The organism is Streptomyces arenae (assembly GCF_022343545.1).
Classification (GTDB): Bacteria; Actinomycetota; Actinomycetes; order Streptomycetales; family Streptomycetaceae; genus Streptomyces; species Streptomyces humi.
The window spans coordinates 1-15,135 of record NZ_JAKQYH010000073.1 but is presented as its reverse complement, the minus strand read 5'-3'; the positions used below and the strand labels follow the sequence as shown (position 1 = coordinate 15,135).

Here is a 15,135-nt window from a genome sequence, read left to right as displayed (position 1 = left end):
CATGAGGTCACCGTGCGGAACGCACGGGTCAAGACATGTTCGGTGGGTTTCGACCGCGCCCGCCCCCTGATCTCCACGGAACGGTCACAGGGGCTGCGCAGACGGCTCATAAGCGCTGTAATGGCGGCGTGGTCAGTGAGGGCGCTGCGGTACGCGGAACGAGAACGGATCGCGCCGAAATCGCCCTCGAAACGCTCATCGGCGATCGCGGCGCACCCGAGCGGCTCCGTCGTGTGCTCGAACAGGCCCTGGTGTTCTCCGGCGCGGCGTTCGCCGGGGTGTACACGCTCGGCGACGACGGCACCGTGCTCCGCCTCGCGGAGTCGGCCGGCCTGCCCCGCACCCTGTACGGACTGCGCGACGCCTACCCGGCCGTCGGGCAGTCCCCGCCCGCCGAGGTGTACCGCAGCGGGCGCCCCCTGTGGCTCGGCCCCGAGGAACTGGCCGACTGCCCCGAGGCCCGCCGGACCCCGTCCCAGGAGTTCTCCCTGGCCGTCCTGCCGGTGCCCGCCGGCGCCGGAATCCTGGTGGCCGTCAGCGAACGGGACGACGGATTCGGCCCCGAGGACCGCGCCTGCCTGGACCTGGTCGCCGGCGCGATCAACCTGCCCGCGCCGCTTCCCACCACCGCCGACAGCGGCGAACTGGCCGCCGACGCGTTCAGCCTCGCCATGGACACCGGCCGCATCGAGGTCGGCGACGGCATCCTGGACCTCTTCCGGATGGCGCGCGACGAGTTCGACGGCAAGGTCGAGACGCTGCTGGCCCGCACCGTGCCCGAGGACGTGCCGGCCCTGATGTCGGTCGTCGAGGCCGACCACATGTCCATCGGCGACCGCGAGCTGGAGTTCCGCGTCCTCCAGCCCTCGGGGTCGCCCAGGTGGCTCCGGCTGCGCGGCCGGCTGGTGCCCGGCGGGGAGGGCCGCCCGGCCCGGCTGGCCGGGACCGTCGCCGACGCCTCCACCCTGCGTTCCGACGTCACCGACGTGGCCCGGGTGCAGCGGCTCGCCGCCGCCCTGGCCACCGCCGGCACCGTCAAGGACGTCAGCCAGGCCGTCGTCACCGCCCTGCGCGGACCGCTCAAGGCGGACCGGATCGCCCTGGCCGAGCTGGAGAACGACCGCCTGGTCGTCACCGTTCTCGACCCGCCCGACGCCGAGTCCTGGCCCGAGCTGTGGCGCAGCGAGTGGCGCACCGAATGGCCCGACGCGCCCGTCCGCTCCATGCCCACCCTGGCCGCGGCCCTGCGCGAGGGACGGGCCCGGATCTGGCCCGTCCCGACCACCCTGGAACCCGCCCTCGCCGAGGTCGGCCCCGGCGGACTCGCCGTCCTGCCGCTGCCGGCCGGCGGCCGGATGGCCGGCGCCTGCCTGATCGGCTGGGACAGCCCGCACGACTTCGGTCCCGACGAACGCGCCCTGCTCACCGCCTCCGCGGGCCTGGCCGGCGAGGCCCTGATGCGCGCCCACGCCTTCGACGCCGAGCACGAACTGGTCGGCATGCTCCAGCGCACCCTGCTGCCCCGCCGGCTGCCCACCCTGCCCGGCGCGGTCGCCGTCGCCCGCTACCTGCCCACCACCGCGGGCCTCGAGGTGGGCGGCGACTGGTACGACGTGATCCCGCTGCCCGAGAACCACGTGGCCCTCGTCATCGGCGACGTCCAGGGCCACAGCGCGGCCGCCGCCACGCTGATGGGCCAGCTGCGCACCGCGCTGCGGGCCTACGCGGTCGAGGGCCACACCCCCGACGTGGTCGTCTCGCACGCCAACCGGCTGCTGATGGACATGGAGAGCGACCTCTTCGCCACCTGCTGCTACGTCGACGTCGACATGGAGGACGGCACCGCCTGGTGCGTGCGCGCCGGACACCTGCCGCCCGTGCTGCGTCACCCGGACGGCGCAACGGAGATCACCGAGACCGAGGGCGGCCTGCCGCTCGGCGTCCTCACCCAGGCCGACTTCCCCATGACCCAGCTCAGTCTGGGCCCCGGCACCGTGCTCGCGCTCACCACCGACGGCCTGGTCGAGACCCCCGACGCCGACATCGACGACGGCATGGCGCGCTTCGCCCGCGACCTCGCCGGTTCCGACCCCGCCCACCTAGGCCTGGCCGCCGACGCCCTGCTCGGCAACGCCCCCCGCGCCGACGACGTCGCCCTGCTGCTGTTGCGCTACGACGGCATGGCCGTGCGCCCGCTGCGGGAGAGCTGGACGGTGTGGCGGGTCCCGGAGGCCGCCCGGCACGCCCGCCGCTTCAGCAAGCGCAGCCTGCGCACCTGGGGGGTCACCGACGACGCGATGGACGCGGCCCTGCTGGTCGTCTCCGAACTCGTCACCAACGCCCTCATCCACACCGACGGCCCGGTCCGGCTCGACCTGACCATGCTCGACCACCGGCTGCGCATCGCCGTCGCCGACGCCTCGCCGCGCAGCCCGGTGAAACCCACCAACATCGGCTGGGAGGCGACCGGCGGGCGCGGCATCCTCCTCGTGGAGGCCGTGTCGGCCGCCTGGGGGACGGTACCGGTCAGCGGCGGCAAGCAGGTGTGGGCGGACCTGGTTCTCGCCGACGCCGACGGCCTCGACGGCTGACCACCGCCGCCTGTCCGGACGTCTCGGGAGGCGGCGCGGGCCGAGCGTTCTTAGTGTCTTGTCGTGGCACACACCTTCGAAGAGCTGGTGGCGAAGCACCGCGCGGCCGACACGGCCCACAACAAGGTCCTGGAACTGCGGGACGCCTACGGGCCGCCGGCCCGGCAGGGGCCCGGCGGCGCCCAGTCGGAGACCTACGAGACCGCCCTGCGGGCCTGGCGCGACCTGGCCCGCGACGAGCAGACCGCGGTCAGCGAGTACGCCCGTGACGAGGGCCGCTCGCGCGCCGAGGTCGAGGCGGAGGTGGAACGCGCGGCGGGCTGGCCGGAGGCCTGAAAACACCGTACAAAACGGGCGGGATGCCGGTTAGCGGCACCTCGTGGTCACATGACATCCGCACCAGGGCCATACTGTCGTAACCACTCAGGAAAACAGAAGAACGTCTCAATCAGATGTTCACCTATAAGGTGTAGCGAATGAAGGCTTTGGTGCTCTCCGGCGGTGCCGGAACCCGGCTGCGGCCGATCACCCACACATCGGCGAAACAGCTCGTACCGGTGGCGAACAAACCCGTGCTGTTCTACGGGCTCGAATCCCTCGCGGCCGCGGGCGTCACCGAGGTCGGGATGATCGTCGGCGACACCGCCGCCGAGATCGAGGAAGCGGTCGGCGACGGGTCGAAGTTCGGCCTGAACGTCACCTACATCCCCCAGGAACGCCCCCTGGGCCTGGCCCACGCGGTACTCATCGCGCGCGAGTTCCTCGGCGACGACGACTTCGTGATGTACCTCGGCGACAACTTCATCGTCGGCGGCATCAGCGGACTCGTCGACGAGTTCCGCGAGACCCGCCCCGACGCCCAGATCCTCCTCACCCACGTGCCCAACCCGCGGGCCTTCGGTGTCGCCGAGCTCGACGCCGACGGCCAGGTGGTCGGCCTGGAGGAGAAGCCCCAGGAGCCCAAGAGCGACCTCGCGCTGGTCGGCGTGTACCTGTTCACGCCCGCCATCCACGACGCGGTGCGCGCCATCAAGCCGTCCTGGCGCGGCGAGCTGGAGATCACCCACGCCATCCAGCACCTCATCGACCAGCGCGCCGACGTGCGCTCCACGGTGATCAAGGGCTACTGGAAGGACACCGGCAACGTCGTCGACATGCTGGAGGTCAACCGGACCGTCCTGGAGGCCCAGGAGCCGCGCATCGACGGCGAGGTCGACGAGGCCAGCCAGATCGTCGGCCGCGTGGTCGTCGAGGCGGGCGCGCGCGTCACCGGCTCCCGGATCGTCGGCCCCGTCGTGATCGGTGCCGGCACCGTCGTCAGCGACTCCTACGTGGGCCCCTTCACGTCGGTCGCCGAGAACTGCCGGATCACCGAGAGTGAGCTGGAGTTCTCCATAGTGCTGCGGGACTCCTCCATCGACGGGGTGGGCAGGATCGAGTCCTCGCTGATCGGCCGGCACGTCGAGGTGACCCCGGCACCCGGCACCCCCAGCGCCCACCGCCTCGTTCTCGGAGACCACAGCAAGGTGCAGATCCGTTCATGAATCTCCTCGTCACCGGCGCGGCCGGCTTCATCGGTTCCACGTACGTCCGCGGCCTGCTCGCCGCCGACGGCCCCGACGCGCCGCACATCACCGTGCTGGACAAGCTCACCTACGCGGGCACCCTCACGAACCTGCCGGAGTCGCACCCGCGGCTGACCTTCGTCCAGGGCGACATCTGCGACGCCGAGCTGGTCGACAAGCTCATGGCCGACGCCGACCAGGTCGTGCACTTCGCCGCCGAGTCGCACGTCGACCGCTCCATCGACGGCGCGGGCGCGTTCGTCCGCACCAACGTGGTCGGTACCCAGACCCTGCTGGACGCGGCCCTGCGCCACGGCGTCGGCCCGTTCGTGCACGTCTCCACCGACGAGGTCTACGGCTCCATCGAGACCGGCTCCTGGCCCGAGAGCCACCCGCTCCAGCCGAACTCGCCGTACTCCGCCTCCAAGGCATCCTCGGACCTGCTGGCGCTGGCCTTCCACCGCACCCACGGCATGGACGTCCGCGTCACCCGCTGCTCCAACAACTACGGGCCGCACCAGTTCCCCGAGAAGGTCATCCCGCTCTTCGTGAGCAACCTCCTCGACGGCAAGAACGTGCCCCTGTACGGCGACGGCAGCAACGTCCGCGACTGGCTGCACGTCGAGGACCACTGCCAGGGCATCGACCTGGTCCGCACCGGCGGCCGGGCCGGCGAGGTCTACAACATCGGCGGCGGCACCGAGCTCAGCAACAAGGAGCTCACCGGCCTGCTCCTGGAGGCGTGCGGCGCCGACTGGGAGCGCGTCGACCGCGTCGCCGACCGCAAGGGCCACGACCAGCGCTACTCGGTCGACTGGAGCAAGATCCACGACGAGCTGGGCTACACCCCGAAGCACGACTTCACCTCCGGCCTCGCCGACACCGTCGCCTGGTACCGCGACAACCGCGACTGGTGGGAGCCGCTGAAGGAGCGCGCCGCCCTGGAGTCCCGTAAGGAGCAGGAGAAGCACTGATGAAGTGGCTCGTCGCCGGCGCGGCCGGGATGCTCGGCCAGGACGTGGTCGAGGAACTCCGGCGCCGGGGTGAGGAGGTCGTGCCGCTAGGCCGGGACGGCCTCGACATCACCAGCGCCGACTCGGTGGAGTCGGCCCTCGCCGGGCACACGCCCGACCTGGTGGTGAACTGCGCCGCGTACACCGCCGTCGACGACGCCGAGACCGACGAGGAGCGGGCCCTGCTGATCAACGGCACGGGCCCGCGCCTGCTGGCGCGCGCCGCCGCCCGGCACGGCGCCCGCCTCGTGCACGTCTCCACCGACTACGTCTTCGACGGCGAGGCCCGCAGCACGCCGTACCCGGAGGACCACCCCACGGCCCCCAGGACCGCCTACGGCCGCACCAAGCTGGCCGGTGAGCGCGCCGTCCTGGAGGAGCTCCCGGGCGCCTCCGCGGTGGTCCGCACGGCCTGGCTGTACGGCGTGCACGGCCGCAGTTTCGTCCGCACCATGCTCGAACTGGAGCAGAAGCTGGACACCGTGGACGTCGTCGACGACCAGCGTGGGCAGCCCACCTGGACCGCGGACCTTGCCATACGTATTGCACAGCTTGGACCAAGGATCTCCCCAGACACCGGTGTTCACGGTATGTTCCACGGAACCAGTTCCGGTGAGGCCAGCTGGTACGACCTGGCCCGGGAGGTGTTCCGGCTTGCCGGGGCGGATCCCGAGCGGGTGCGCCCCACCGACAGCCGGGCCTTCGTCCGGCCCGCGCCCCGACCGGCGTACAGCGCGCTGGGGCATGCCCGATGGCAGGAGATCGGTCTGGAGCCGTCCCGGGACTGGAGGTCAGCACTGCAGGATGCACTGCCCCAGATCCGCAAGGAGATGTCCCAGTGAAAAGGCACGAGTTCCTCCGGGAACTCCACCAGGTCAGCGCGAACCGCAACTACCTGGAGATCGGCGTCAACGACGGCCGTAGTCTGACGCTGTCCAGAGTTCCCAGCATCGCGATCGACCCCGCCTTCAAGGTGGTCTCGGAGATCCGCTGCGACGTGCACCTCGCCAAGGCGACCAGTGACGACTTCTTCGCCAGGGAGAACCCCCTGGCGCACCTCAGGGGAGGCCGTCACCCGCTGCGCAACATCGCACGCAACCGCAGCCCGTTCGGCTACTGGCAGCGGACCACGCTCGACCTGGCGTTCATCGACGGCATGCACCTGTTCGAGTACGCGCTGCGGGACTTCATCAACATCGAGCAGCACTCCGACTGGGCGAGTGTGATCGTCTTCGACGACATGCTGCCACGCAACGTCGACGAGGCGGCCCGTGACCGCCACACCGACGCGTGGACGGGTGACGTCTACAAGCTGGTCGAGATCCTCAACCGGTACCGCCCCGAGCTGGTGACCGTCCTGGTCGACACGGCCCCCACCGGCCAGCTCGTCGTCTTCGGCGCCGACCCGTCGAACACGGTCCTCAAGGACAAGTACGACGAGATCATCGCGGAGTTCGAGGTCCCGGACCCGCAGAAGGTCCCCGAGTCGATCCTCGGCAGGACTACGGCGGTGACCCCGGAACAGCTGGTCGGCGCGTCCTTCTGGAAGCCCCTGGTGGCCTCCCGCAACCGGGGCACCAAGCGGGCGCGGGGCTGGGAGCCCCTGAGCCGCGCCCTGCGCCAGCTCACGGCAGGCTGAGCGTTCCGCAGGCGTTCCACAGGACGGCGAGGCGTCACGACCGCGGGGTCGTGACGCCTCGCCGTTCCCCTTTTCCCGCTTCCTGCCTGCGGATTCCCGCCCAGCTGCGCGCTCAGCGGCAGGTGTACGTGAAGGACGCGGACACCGTGTGCGACCCGGGGGAGCGGACGACCAGTCGTGCCGTCGCGTGTCGGCTGCCCCTGCCGTGGAACGTCCAGGACAGCCGCAGACGCGTCTCGTGCTGCCCCTTGCCGAGCCGTTCCGTCAGCGGGCCAGAAGAGGTGCGGTCACTGCGGTCCCGCTCGTAGCGGTCCCACTCGTAGGTGAGCGTGCCGGCCGCACCGTTCGTGCGCACCACCGCGACCACCTCGGCGGCCGCGTCGCATCCGGGAACCGCGTCCGTTCGCGCCGTCACACCGGTGACCCGCAGCTCGGCCGGCTGCCGTGGCCACAGCCACCAGACCAGCACGACGGCCAGGACCACCGCCGCCAGCCGGTACCTGCCGAGCCGGCGCAGGCGCCCGCGGGGCTGCTCCGGGGGCTGCCGCGGTGGGTCACGCCACGCGTCGGCCGCGGTGTCCGGGGCCCCCAGGGGCGGGACACCCGGGCCGAAGCGGAGGACGTCCGGCTCGGGTCCGGGCGCCGTGCTCGTCCACCGGGCGTCCAGGACGGTGGGCACGTAGGTGGTCGCGTCGTCGAGCTGCCTGATGGTCGGTTGCAGGTCCGGGTCCGGGAGGGTCGGCCGCACGCCGGGATCCGGGCATCGCCACTGCGGTTCGGAGCGGTCCTCGTGGTTCGTCATCTTCGGCCCCCTCTGCCGTAGAGCTCGATCCACCGCGATCAGCCGGGCTCACCCGGCACGGCGGGCTCGGTCTCGGCTCCCTGCGACGACGTCACCGACGACCCGGCGGGATCACCACCGGCCGTGGAACCACCGGAGGCCGTACCGGTGCCGGAGCTGGAGCCGGATGCTGAGCCGGTGCCGGTGCCGGTGCCGGTGCCGGTGCCAGATGTGGAGCCGGAGCCGGCGGTGGTGCCGGAGTCGGGGTGTGAGCTGTGTCCGGTGTGCGAGTGGGAGGGGTGTCCGGAGCCAGGGGTCGTGCCTGAGCCGGCTGGGGAGCCCGACGTCGTGCCGGTCGTGGGGGTAGCGTCTGTGCCGGTCGTGGAGCCGGTCGTCGGGGTCTCGCTCGGGCCGGACGGCGTGCCGGAGGTCGGGGTGGGGTCCGTGTCGGCGGTGGAGTCCGAGGTCGGGCCGGCCGAGGTGGTCCCGTGCGTGCCGGGAGCCGTGTCCGGGTCGGTCGGGGTCGCTGATCCGGTGTTCGTGTCGGGGGCCTTGTCCGGAGTGCGGTCCGTCGTGGTCCCGGGGTCGTCGTCGCGGGTCCCCGTGTCCCGGTCGTTCTTCCTGGTGCCGGTGTCCCGGCTCGGGTCCGTGCCGGGGGCAGTGCGGCCGGTCGTGGCGCCGTCGTGCGGCGCCGGGCTCGCGGCGCGGTGACGGTCGGCCGGTCCGGACGCCGTGCTGTCGTCCCCTGCTGTGGCGTCGCCCTTCGTGACCTTCGGTGCGGGAGTCCGGCGGGCCGGTTCCGGCGCGAGGCTGGTGACGGCTCGGGCATGCGCACCGGCGGAGGATTCGTCCGCCCCGGCCCAGCCGCCCGGCAGCACGCCGAGCAGACCCGCCACCGCCACCGCGGCGGCCGCGCCTGCCAGCAGCTCGCCCCGGAGGCGCGGCCGGGCGTGCCGCCTGGACGTCAGTTCGGTGCGGGCCAGTGCGGTGGCCGAGCCCACGGGACGGATGCCGAGGCGTGTCATCGCCGGCGGGACGAGGGCCGCCGCCAGCGCGGCCAGCCGGCTCTGCCCGCGCTCCTCCCAGTCGGGGCCGAACGAGCTCCCGGCGACCCGTTCCAGCTCCGCCAGGAAACCGAGGGCGCTCTGCGGGCGCAGGGCCGGGTCCTTGGCCATCCCGTGCAGGACCAGTTCGCGCACCCCTGACGGCACCTGGGCCACCGGTACCGGCTCGTACACGTGCCGGTACTGGAAATCCCACTCGGTCCATCCCTGGAAGGGACGTACGCCGGTCACGCACTCGTAGAAGGTGGCCGTGGCCGCGTAGACGTCACCGGCCGGTGTGGCGTCCTCCAGCCTCCAGTGCTCGGGCGGCTTGTACGCCCAGGTGCCGCTGCGGCCGTGGCGGTCGCCGGTGCGCGCGGAAATGCCGAAGTCCACGAGCTTGGACCGGCCGTCCCAGCTCACCAGCACGTTCTCGGGTTTGTAGTCACGGTGCACCACGCCCGCGCCGTGCGCGGCGGCCAGACCGAGGAGGGAGCCCTTGAGGACGACGAGCGCGGCCTCGGGGCTGGTGGGGCCGGACCTGAGCAGTGCGCGGAGTGCGGCGCCGAACACCAATTCCATGACGATGGCCGCGCCCTTACGGGCTTCGACGTACTCGTACAGCCGGGTCACGTGCGGAGATGCCAGGTCGTTGAGAAGTACGGCCTCGGCACGCATGGAAGTGCGGAATTCCGATTCCCAGCGCAGTTCTCCGTCGAGATACTTGATCGCGACGTACCGGCCGGTCGCGGTGTGGTGGGCGATCACCACCCGACCGGTGCCCCCCTTGCCCAGTTCCGCGATGTCGGTACAACCGGGAACGCTCCAGACATCCGCGTCCGGTTCGTTTTCCCGCCAGGCGTGATGAGAAACTCCCGTCACATTTCCCCCCTGAGATCCAGGTTTTCCTTGGGCCGCCGAAAACCGTGCCCGGGGGAATTCTTCCAGTGTGAAAAGATCCAGAACGGCTGGGTATTTCACAGTTCTGCAACCGCTGTTCTGACGGGAATTCAAAGAGCAGAGGTGCGAGTTGCCGGACCGCAGGAAAGCGAATGCCGTGGCCGGTCGCGGACCGGCCACGGCATTTCGGTGCCCTGCTCAGCCGCCGGACCGCAGGCTCTCGTAGAACGCCACGCAGTCCTCGTACGACGGCAGCAGCCCCGCCTTCCCGGCCTCGGCCAGCGACGGTGCCTGCGCGTCCTTCTCCGAGAGCACCGGCTCGAAGCCCTCGGGCCACTCGATGCCCAGCTCGGGGTCGAGCGGGTTGATGCCGTGCTCACGGCCGGGGGCGTACCCGGCCGAGCACAGGTACACCACCGTGGCGTCGTCGGTCAGCGCCATGAACGCGTGACCCAGGCCCTCCGAGAGGAACACGGCGTGGCGGTTCTCCTCGTCGAGCCGGACCGCCTCCCAGCGCCCGAACGTGGGGGAGCCGACCCGGATGTCCACGATCACGTCCAGCACCGCGCCGCGTACGCACTTGACGTACTTGGACTGGCTCGGCGGCACGTCGGCGAAGTGGACGCCCCGCAGGACGCCCCGCCGGGAGACCGAGCAGTTGGCCTGGACGAGGTCGAGGTCGTAGCCGAGGGCCTCGCGGAACTCCTCCGCCTTGAACCACTCGTGGAAGCTGCCCCGGTCGTCGGGGAAGGCCTTGGGCTCCTGGACCCAGGCGCCTTCGATGCTCAGCGGTCGCACGGTTCTTACTTGCCTTCCTGTCGTGCGGGCTTCCTGCCCCTGCCGAGTGCCCTGACCAGCGCGCGGCGCACCGGCAGCGGGAGCTTGCGGGCCAGCCGGCGGGCGGCGCCCGGCCTCGGCTTGGGCGCCGGGGCGGGCTTCTGTGCGGCGGGCTTCTTCTGGGCCGGCTTGGCGACCTTCAGGCCCGCGGGGGAGTCGCGGACGACGAGCGGCAGCGTGAAGAAGCGCGGTTCGGCGACGTCCGCGAGCAGGCACAGGGCGAGCCGCCAGCTGCCCTCCTGGAGCGAGCGGACCGGCAGCGGAGCGTCCAGCACGGCGCCGCCGCCCTCGGCGGGCGACAGCGTGGCGGGCACCTCCAGCACCTCGGCGGCGGGCTTGGGGCCGGTCAGCCGGACCGAGGCCTTGACGTCACCGTCGACGTGGAAGGGCAGCTCCGCGCGCAGCCGGTCCCCGGCGACCGTGAAGTCCTCCGGCTTGAACTCGCCGAAGCCGAGCCGCTTGCTCGCCATGTCGACGTCGAGCGCGAAGTTGTCCTTGACCGTCCAGTACGGCAGCACGCGCCGGCCGCCGACGACGCCCGGTACCGGCATCGCGGGGAAGGGGGCCCCGGACGTCGGGGAGGCCGGGAACAGCCGGTGCTCCCGGGTCCAGCCGCCGATCGTCAGCCGGACGAAGGCGTCCCACAGCCCGGCGGCCAGCGGGGTGCCGCTGGCGGCGGTGCCCGGGTCCACGGTGGCGGTGGCCTTCACGATCAGGCGGACGCGGTCCGGCTCGCCCTCCACGGGCACGGTCTCGCGGGTGAGCTCGACCGGCTGGAAGAACTGCGCGTGGGTCTCGCGTTCGCGCACGACCAGGTCGACGTTGGCCTTGCCGAAACGGGCCGCGGTGCCGAGCTCCAGCCGGGCGATGGCCTCGGCGGCGGTCGCCGCCGGCCCGTCGGCCGGGGCGGCGGCGGTGTCGGCCGGGTAGGTCTTCGGCGCGCCGCCGGCGGTGTACTCGGCGGCGAAGTCGATCTTCAGGGCGCCGCCGTCCCAGCGGACGCTCTCCAGGGCCGTCGAGGGGTTGACGGCCGCCTCCCACTCGGCGACGGCGAGCACGTCCTCGTAGCGGCCGGCGGCGGCCAGTTCGGCGACCACCCGCTGGGCCGGGGCGAGGAGCGCGAACACGGAGGGGCCCATGCGCTCGGCGATCACCTTGTGGATCTCGTCGAAGAGCTCCTTGCGGTAGTCGTCCGGCAGCTTGAGGAACCGCTTGCCGCGCAGCCGCTCGGTCATCTCGTTGTTCAGCCAGCGCTGGAACATCTTGTCGCGCTTGGCACCGGGCTCGGTGTAGCGCTCGACGACGTCGAGGGCCTCGCGGAGGTTGCCGAAGTAGCCGACCGGGTCGAAGCGCTGGAAACCGGCGTTGGAGGCGTCCTCGCGCTTGAGGTGGTAGTAGCAGACGTAGTCGCTGAGCACCGAGATGTTCGACGCGCGCAGGTACGCCTCGGCGACGAAGACATGGTCCTCGAGGCGCCGGCGGCCCTCGGGGAAGCGCAGTCCGATGCGGTCCAGGAAGGACCGGCGCAGCATCTTGTGCGGGGTCAGGCTGCTCATCAGGGGGGCGTTCTCGACGGTGGCCCGCGGGTGGTTGCGGCGGAACAGCTCCACCGGCACCGGGCGGCCCTTGCCGGCCATCTTGCCGATGATCAGGTCGGCCTCGTTCTCGACGCCGTAGTCGTACATCCGCTCCAGGGCCTCGTCGCCGAGGAAGTCGTCGTTGTCGACGAACATCACGAACTCGCCCTTGGAGGCGGCGATGCCGACGTTGCGGGGCTTGCCGGACCAGCCGGAGGGCTCCTGGTGGATGACGTGGATGTGCGGGTGCTCGGCGGCGAGCGCGTCGAGCCGGGCCGGGGTCTCGTCGCTGGAGCCGTCGTCCACGAAGATCACTTCGTACTCGTCGCGCGGCAGCGACTGCCGGAGCATCGAGGCCACGCAGTCCTCGATATAGGGTCCCGGATTGTAAACAGGGACGACAACACTGACCTTGACCGGCATCCGGCTTCCTAGCCCCCTGGATAAAGCCGTCCGTTTCCCTGGACGGCACGTACACGTGGGCGAATGCTAACCCGGCCCTGACCTCGGGTGTGTCTCACCCCTTGGTCAAGACCGGGTCGTGAAGTGTCAGCTGTGCGTCAAATGTCCTGCTCAGTCGTGGGTCTTGGCCAGCAGTTCCAGGATTTCCGCCGTGCTGCCGGACTCACCGAGCCGGGGGAAGATCCGCTCCACGCTGCCGCGGTGCGCCTCGGGGTCGGCGTCGGCCATCGCGTCGGTGGCGAGCGTCACGTGGTAGCCGTGCGCGTAGCCGTCACGCGCGGTGGACTCCACGCCGATGCTGGTGGCGATGCCGGTCAGCACGATCTGGGTGACGCCCCGGCGGCGCAGCTGGACGTCCAGGTCGGTGCCGTGGAAGGCGCTCCAGTTGTGCTTGGTGACGTGGATGTCGCCGGCGTGGCCGGACAGCTCGTCGACGACGGTGTCCCAGCCCTCCGGGAAGGCGAGGCCGCGCGCCTGGCGCTCGGTGCGGCCCGGGACGGCGTCCGCGAAGTCGGCCGCGAAGGAGACCCGGACCAGGACCACGGGGAGGCCCTTGGCGCGGAAGGCGTCGGCGAGCTGGGCGGTGCGGGCCACCACCTCGGCGCCGGTGTGCGGCTGGGTGGGCATGCCCACGATGCCCTGCTGGAGGTCGATGACGACGAGGGCGGTGCGCGGGTCGAGGGTGCTCAGAGACATGGGGTGGATCAGGCCTTTCGGGTGGCTTGAGGGGCTTGCGGGGTGAGCCGGGCCAGCGAGCGGTCCGGCAGTGTGATCGCCAGCAGCAGTACGGAGCCGGCGAGCATGAACAGGGCCAGGCCGTGCAGCCCGGTCGTGTCGGCGTGGTCCGGGTAGAACGCCGCGGTGGCCGCGGAGGCACCCAGTGCGCCGAGGTACATGAAGGTGCGCAGCAGTCCGGCGGCGGAGCCGATCCGTTCCGGGTCGGCCTGCCGGTACAGGGCGGTCTGCGCGGCGAGCCCGAGCAGCCCCTGCGGGACGCCGAGCAGCGCGCCGACCGCGAGCAGCAGCCACACCGGGCTGCCGGCGCCGACCGCCAGCAGGGCCGCGCAGCCCGCGATCTGCAGCACGGACCCGACGACCAGCTTGCCGCGGACGGCCTCCCGGCGGCCGGTGACGGTGGCCGTGACCAGCGCGGAGGCGGACAGCGGCAGCAGTACGAGCCCGGCGGCGGAGGCGTCGAGGCCGCGGCCCTGCTCCAGCCACTGCGTGTAGCCGTACAGGAAGGCGTACGAGGTGGTGTACGCGAGGAGCTGGCGCAGATAGGTGACGACGAGCGGCCCGTTGCCGCCGAGGACGCGCAGGTCGACGAAGGGGTCCGGCACCCGCAGCTCCCGGACCGCGAAGGCGGCGGCCGCCAGGAGGGTCAGCACCGGCAGGTACCAGCGGTCGGGCCGCGGACCCATCAGGAACAGCATCAGCGAGACCAGCAGGACCGCGAACAGCGCCATGCCGGGCAGGTCCATGGCCTGGCGGCGCGCGGCCGGTCCGGTCTTCGGCAGCCACTTCACGCCGAGCACCAGACAGGCCGCGGACAGCGGCACGTTGACGGTGAACACCATGTGCCAGCCGGCGGCGCCGATGAGCACCCCGCCCAGCGTCGGGCCGATCACGGCGACGGTCTGGGCGGACACGGCGAGCGCGGTCAGCACCCCGGCCGGGCTGTCCTGGCCGGTGCGCTCGGCCTCGCTGCGGGTCAGCCGCATCGCCGCCGGATACGCCGCCGACGTGCCGAACCCGAGCAGCACCCGGGCCGCGATCAGCACGCCAAGCGAGGGGGCCAGCGCGCCCAGCAGTCCGGCGACGCCCACCAGGCCGGTCCCGGCGAGGTAGAGCCGGCGCGGCCCGTACATGTCCACGAGCCGCCCGATCACCGGCTGACCCACGGCGGTCGCCAGATACAGCGCGGTGACCAGCCACACCGTCTCGGCGGGCGGGGCCCCGAAGGCGATGCCGATCGGCACCAGCGCCACGGCGATCATCGAGGAGTTGATCGGGTTCAGCACGGAACCCAGGACCATCGGAGCGATCAGCCGCCGGTCGAAGCCGGCGGGTGCCGGCCGGGCGTCCGTGCCGTTGCGCGCGGTGAGCCTCGGTATCACGGGCGCGACAGCCGTTCCAGCAGCTCGATGGCGGTGAGCAGGGTCCGGCGCTCGTCGTCGGTGTACCGGTCCTGGAAGGCGCGGGCCAGCCACTCGTCGCGCGCCTGCCGGTTGCCCTCGACCCGGGCCAGTCCGGCCTCGGTGAGGGTGACGAGCTGGCGGCGGCCGTCGGTCGGGTCGGGGCTGCGCCGGATCAGCCCCTGCTGGTCGAGCGCGGCCAGCGTGGCGGCCATCGACTGCGGCCGCACGCCCTCGGCGGAGGCCAGCGCGCTGGCGGTGGCCGCGCCGTGCTTCGACACGAGGGTGAGCGCCGACTCCTGTGAGGGGGTGAGGTCCGCGTCCTGCGCGACCTCGCGGATGCGACGGCGCAACCGGCTGAACATCACGCGCAGATCGCGCGCGGCCCGGCTCGCGGAATCGGAGATCTCTGCCATACGCCCACCCTAAAACCGACAGCCCAAACTGTCCAGCCGAAACTGTTCAGTCCGGCCTGAAGATTCGTCGGGGGCGGCGAGGAGTGGGGGCGGCGAGGAGTGGGGGCTGCGAGGAGTGGGGGCGGCGAGGAGTGGGGGCGGCGAGGAGTGGGGGCTGCGAGGACTGGGGGCTGCGG

Annotated in this window: 13 protein-coding genes; 6 read left to right on the top strand and 7 right to left on the bottom strand. The window is 72.0% G+C overall.

Annotated elements, in window-relative coordinates; translation table 11 throughout:
- Positions 1-128: 128 nt before the first annotated feature.
- From MB828_RS35670 to MB828_RS35645, 6 genes are all read left to right on the top strand, one after another.
- On the top strand, positions 129-2,591 hold the full coding sequence (locus MB828_RS35670; RefSeq protein ID WP_301651798.1) for a SpoIIE family protein phosphatase: 2,463 nt from the start codon (positions 129-131) through the stop codon (positions 2,589-2,591).
- Positions 2,592-2,654: 63 nt separating this feature from the next.
- The gene (locus MB828_RS35665) at positions 2,655-2,927 is read left to right on the top strand and encodes a hypothetical protein (protein WP_301651797.1); all 273 of its coding nucleotides are present in this window, start codon (positions 2,655-2,657) and stop codon (positions 2,925-2,927) included.
- A gap of 140 nt (positions 2,928-3,067) precedes the next feature.
- Positions 3,068-4,135: a glucose-1-phosphate thymidylyltransferase gene (locus tag MB828_RS35660; RefSeq protein WP_133022795.1), complete on the top strand. Its 1,068-nt coding sequence runs from the start codon at positions 3,068-3,070 to the stop codon at positions 4,133-4,135.
- Positions 4,132-5,130: a dTDP-glucose 4,6-dehydratase gene (gene rfbB, locus MB828_RS35655; RefSeq protein ID WP_133022796.1), complete on the top strand. Its 999-nt coding sequence runs from the start codon at positions 4,132-4,134 to the stop codon at positions 5,128-5,130. Before MB828_RS35660 ends, rfbB begins: the two co-directional genes overlap by 4 nt.
- On the top strand, positions 5,130-6,011 hold the full coding sequence (rfbD, locus tag MB828_RS35650) for a dTDP-4-dehydrorhamnose reductase (protein WP_133022797.1): 882 nt from the start codon (positions 5,130-5,132) through the stop codon (positions 6,009-6,011). The genes rfbB and rfbD overlap by 1 nt, the downstream gene beginning before the upstream one ends.
- Complete coding sequence (locus tag MB828_RS35645; RefSeq protein ID WP_133022798.1) at positions 6,008-6,808, top strand: class I SAM-dependent methyltransferase; 801 nt, start codon at positions 6,008-6,010, stop codon at positions 6,806-6,808. Before rfbD ends, MB828_RS35645 begins: the two co-directional genes overlap by 4 nt.
- 112 nt (positions 6,809-6,920) lie before the next feature.
- Here MB828_RS35645 and MB828_RS35640 read toward each other — a convergent pair whose 3' ends face one another.
- The 7 genes from MB828_RS35640 to MB828_RS35610 all read right to left on the bottom strand — a co-directional run bounded on the left by MB828_RS35640 (position 6,921) and on the right by MB828_RS35610 (position 14,959).
- Positions 6,921-7,610: a hypothetical protein gene (locus tag MB828_RS35640; protein ID WP_301651796.1), complete on the bottom strand. Its 690-nt coding sequence runs from the start codon at positions 7,608-7,610 to the stop codon at positions 6,921-6,923.
- 38 nt (positions 7,611-7,648) lie between these two features.
- Entirely contained in the window at positions 7,649-9,514 is a 1,866-nt protein-coding gene (locus tag MB828_RS35635; protein ID WP_301651795.1) for a serine/threonine-protein kinase, read from the bottom strand.
- 216 nt (positions 9,515-9,730) lie between these two features.
- Positions 9,731-10,330: a dTDP-4-dehydrorhamnose 3,5-epimerase gene (gene rfbC, locus MB828_RS35630; protein WP_133022800.1), complete on the bottom strand. Its 600-nt coding sequence runs from the start codon at positions 10,328-10,330 to the stop codon at positions 9,731-9,733.
- A 5-nt stretch (positions 10,331-10,335) separates the two neighbouring features.
- The gene (locus tag MB828_RS35625; RefSeq protein ID WP_301651794.1) at positions 10,336-12,369 is read right to left on the bottom strand and encodes a glycosyltransferase family 2 protein; all 2,034 of its coding nucleotides are present in this window, start codon (positions 12,367-12,369) and stop codon (positions 10,336-10,338) included.
- A 150-nt stretch (positions 12,370-12,519) separates the two neighbouring features.
- Positions 12,520-13,104: a hydrolase gene (locus MB828_RS35620; RefSeq protein ID WP_301651793.1), complete on the bottom strand. Its 585-nt coding sequence runs from the start codon at positions 13,102-13,104 to the stop codon at positions 12,520-12,522.
- Positions 13,105-13,112: 8 nt separating this feature from the next.
- On the bottom strand, positions 13,113-14,525 hold the full coding sequence (locus MB828_RS35615; RefSeq protein ID WP_301651792.1) for an MFS transporter: 1,413 nt from the start codon (positions 14,523-14,525) through the stop codon (positions 13,113-13,115).
- Complete coding sequence (locus tag MB828_RS35610) at positions 14,522-14,959, bottom strand: MarR family winged helix-turn-helix transcriptional regulator (RefSeq protein WP_133022804.1); 438 nt, start codon at positions 14,957-14,959, stop codon at positions 14,522-14,524. The genes MB828_RS35615 and MB828_RS35610 overlap by 4 nt, the downstream gene beginning before the upstream one ends.
- Positions 14,960-15,135: the final 176 nt, after the last annotated feature.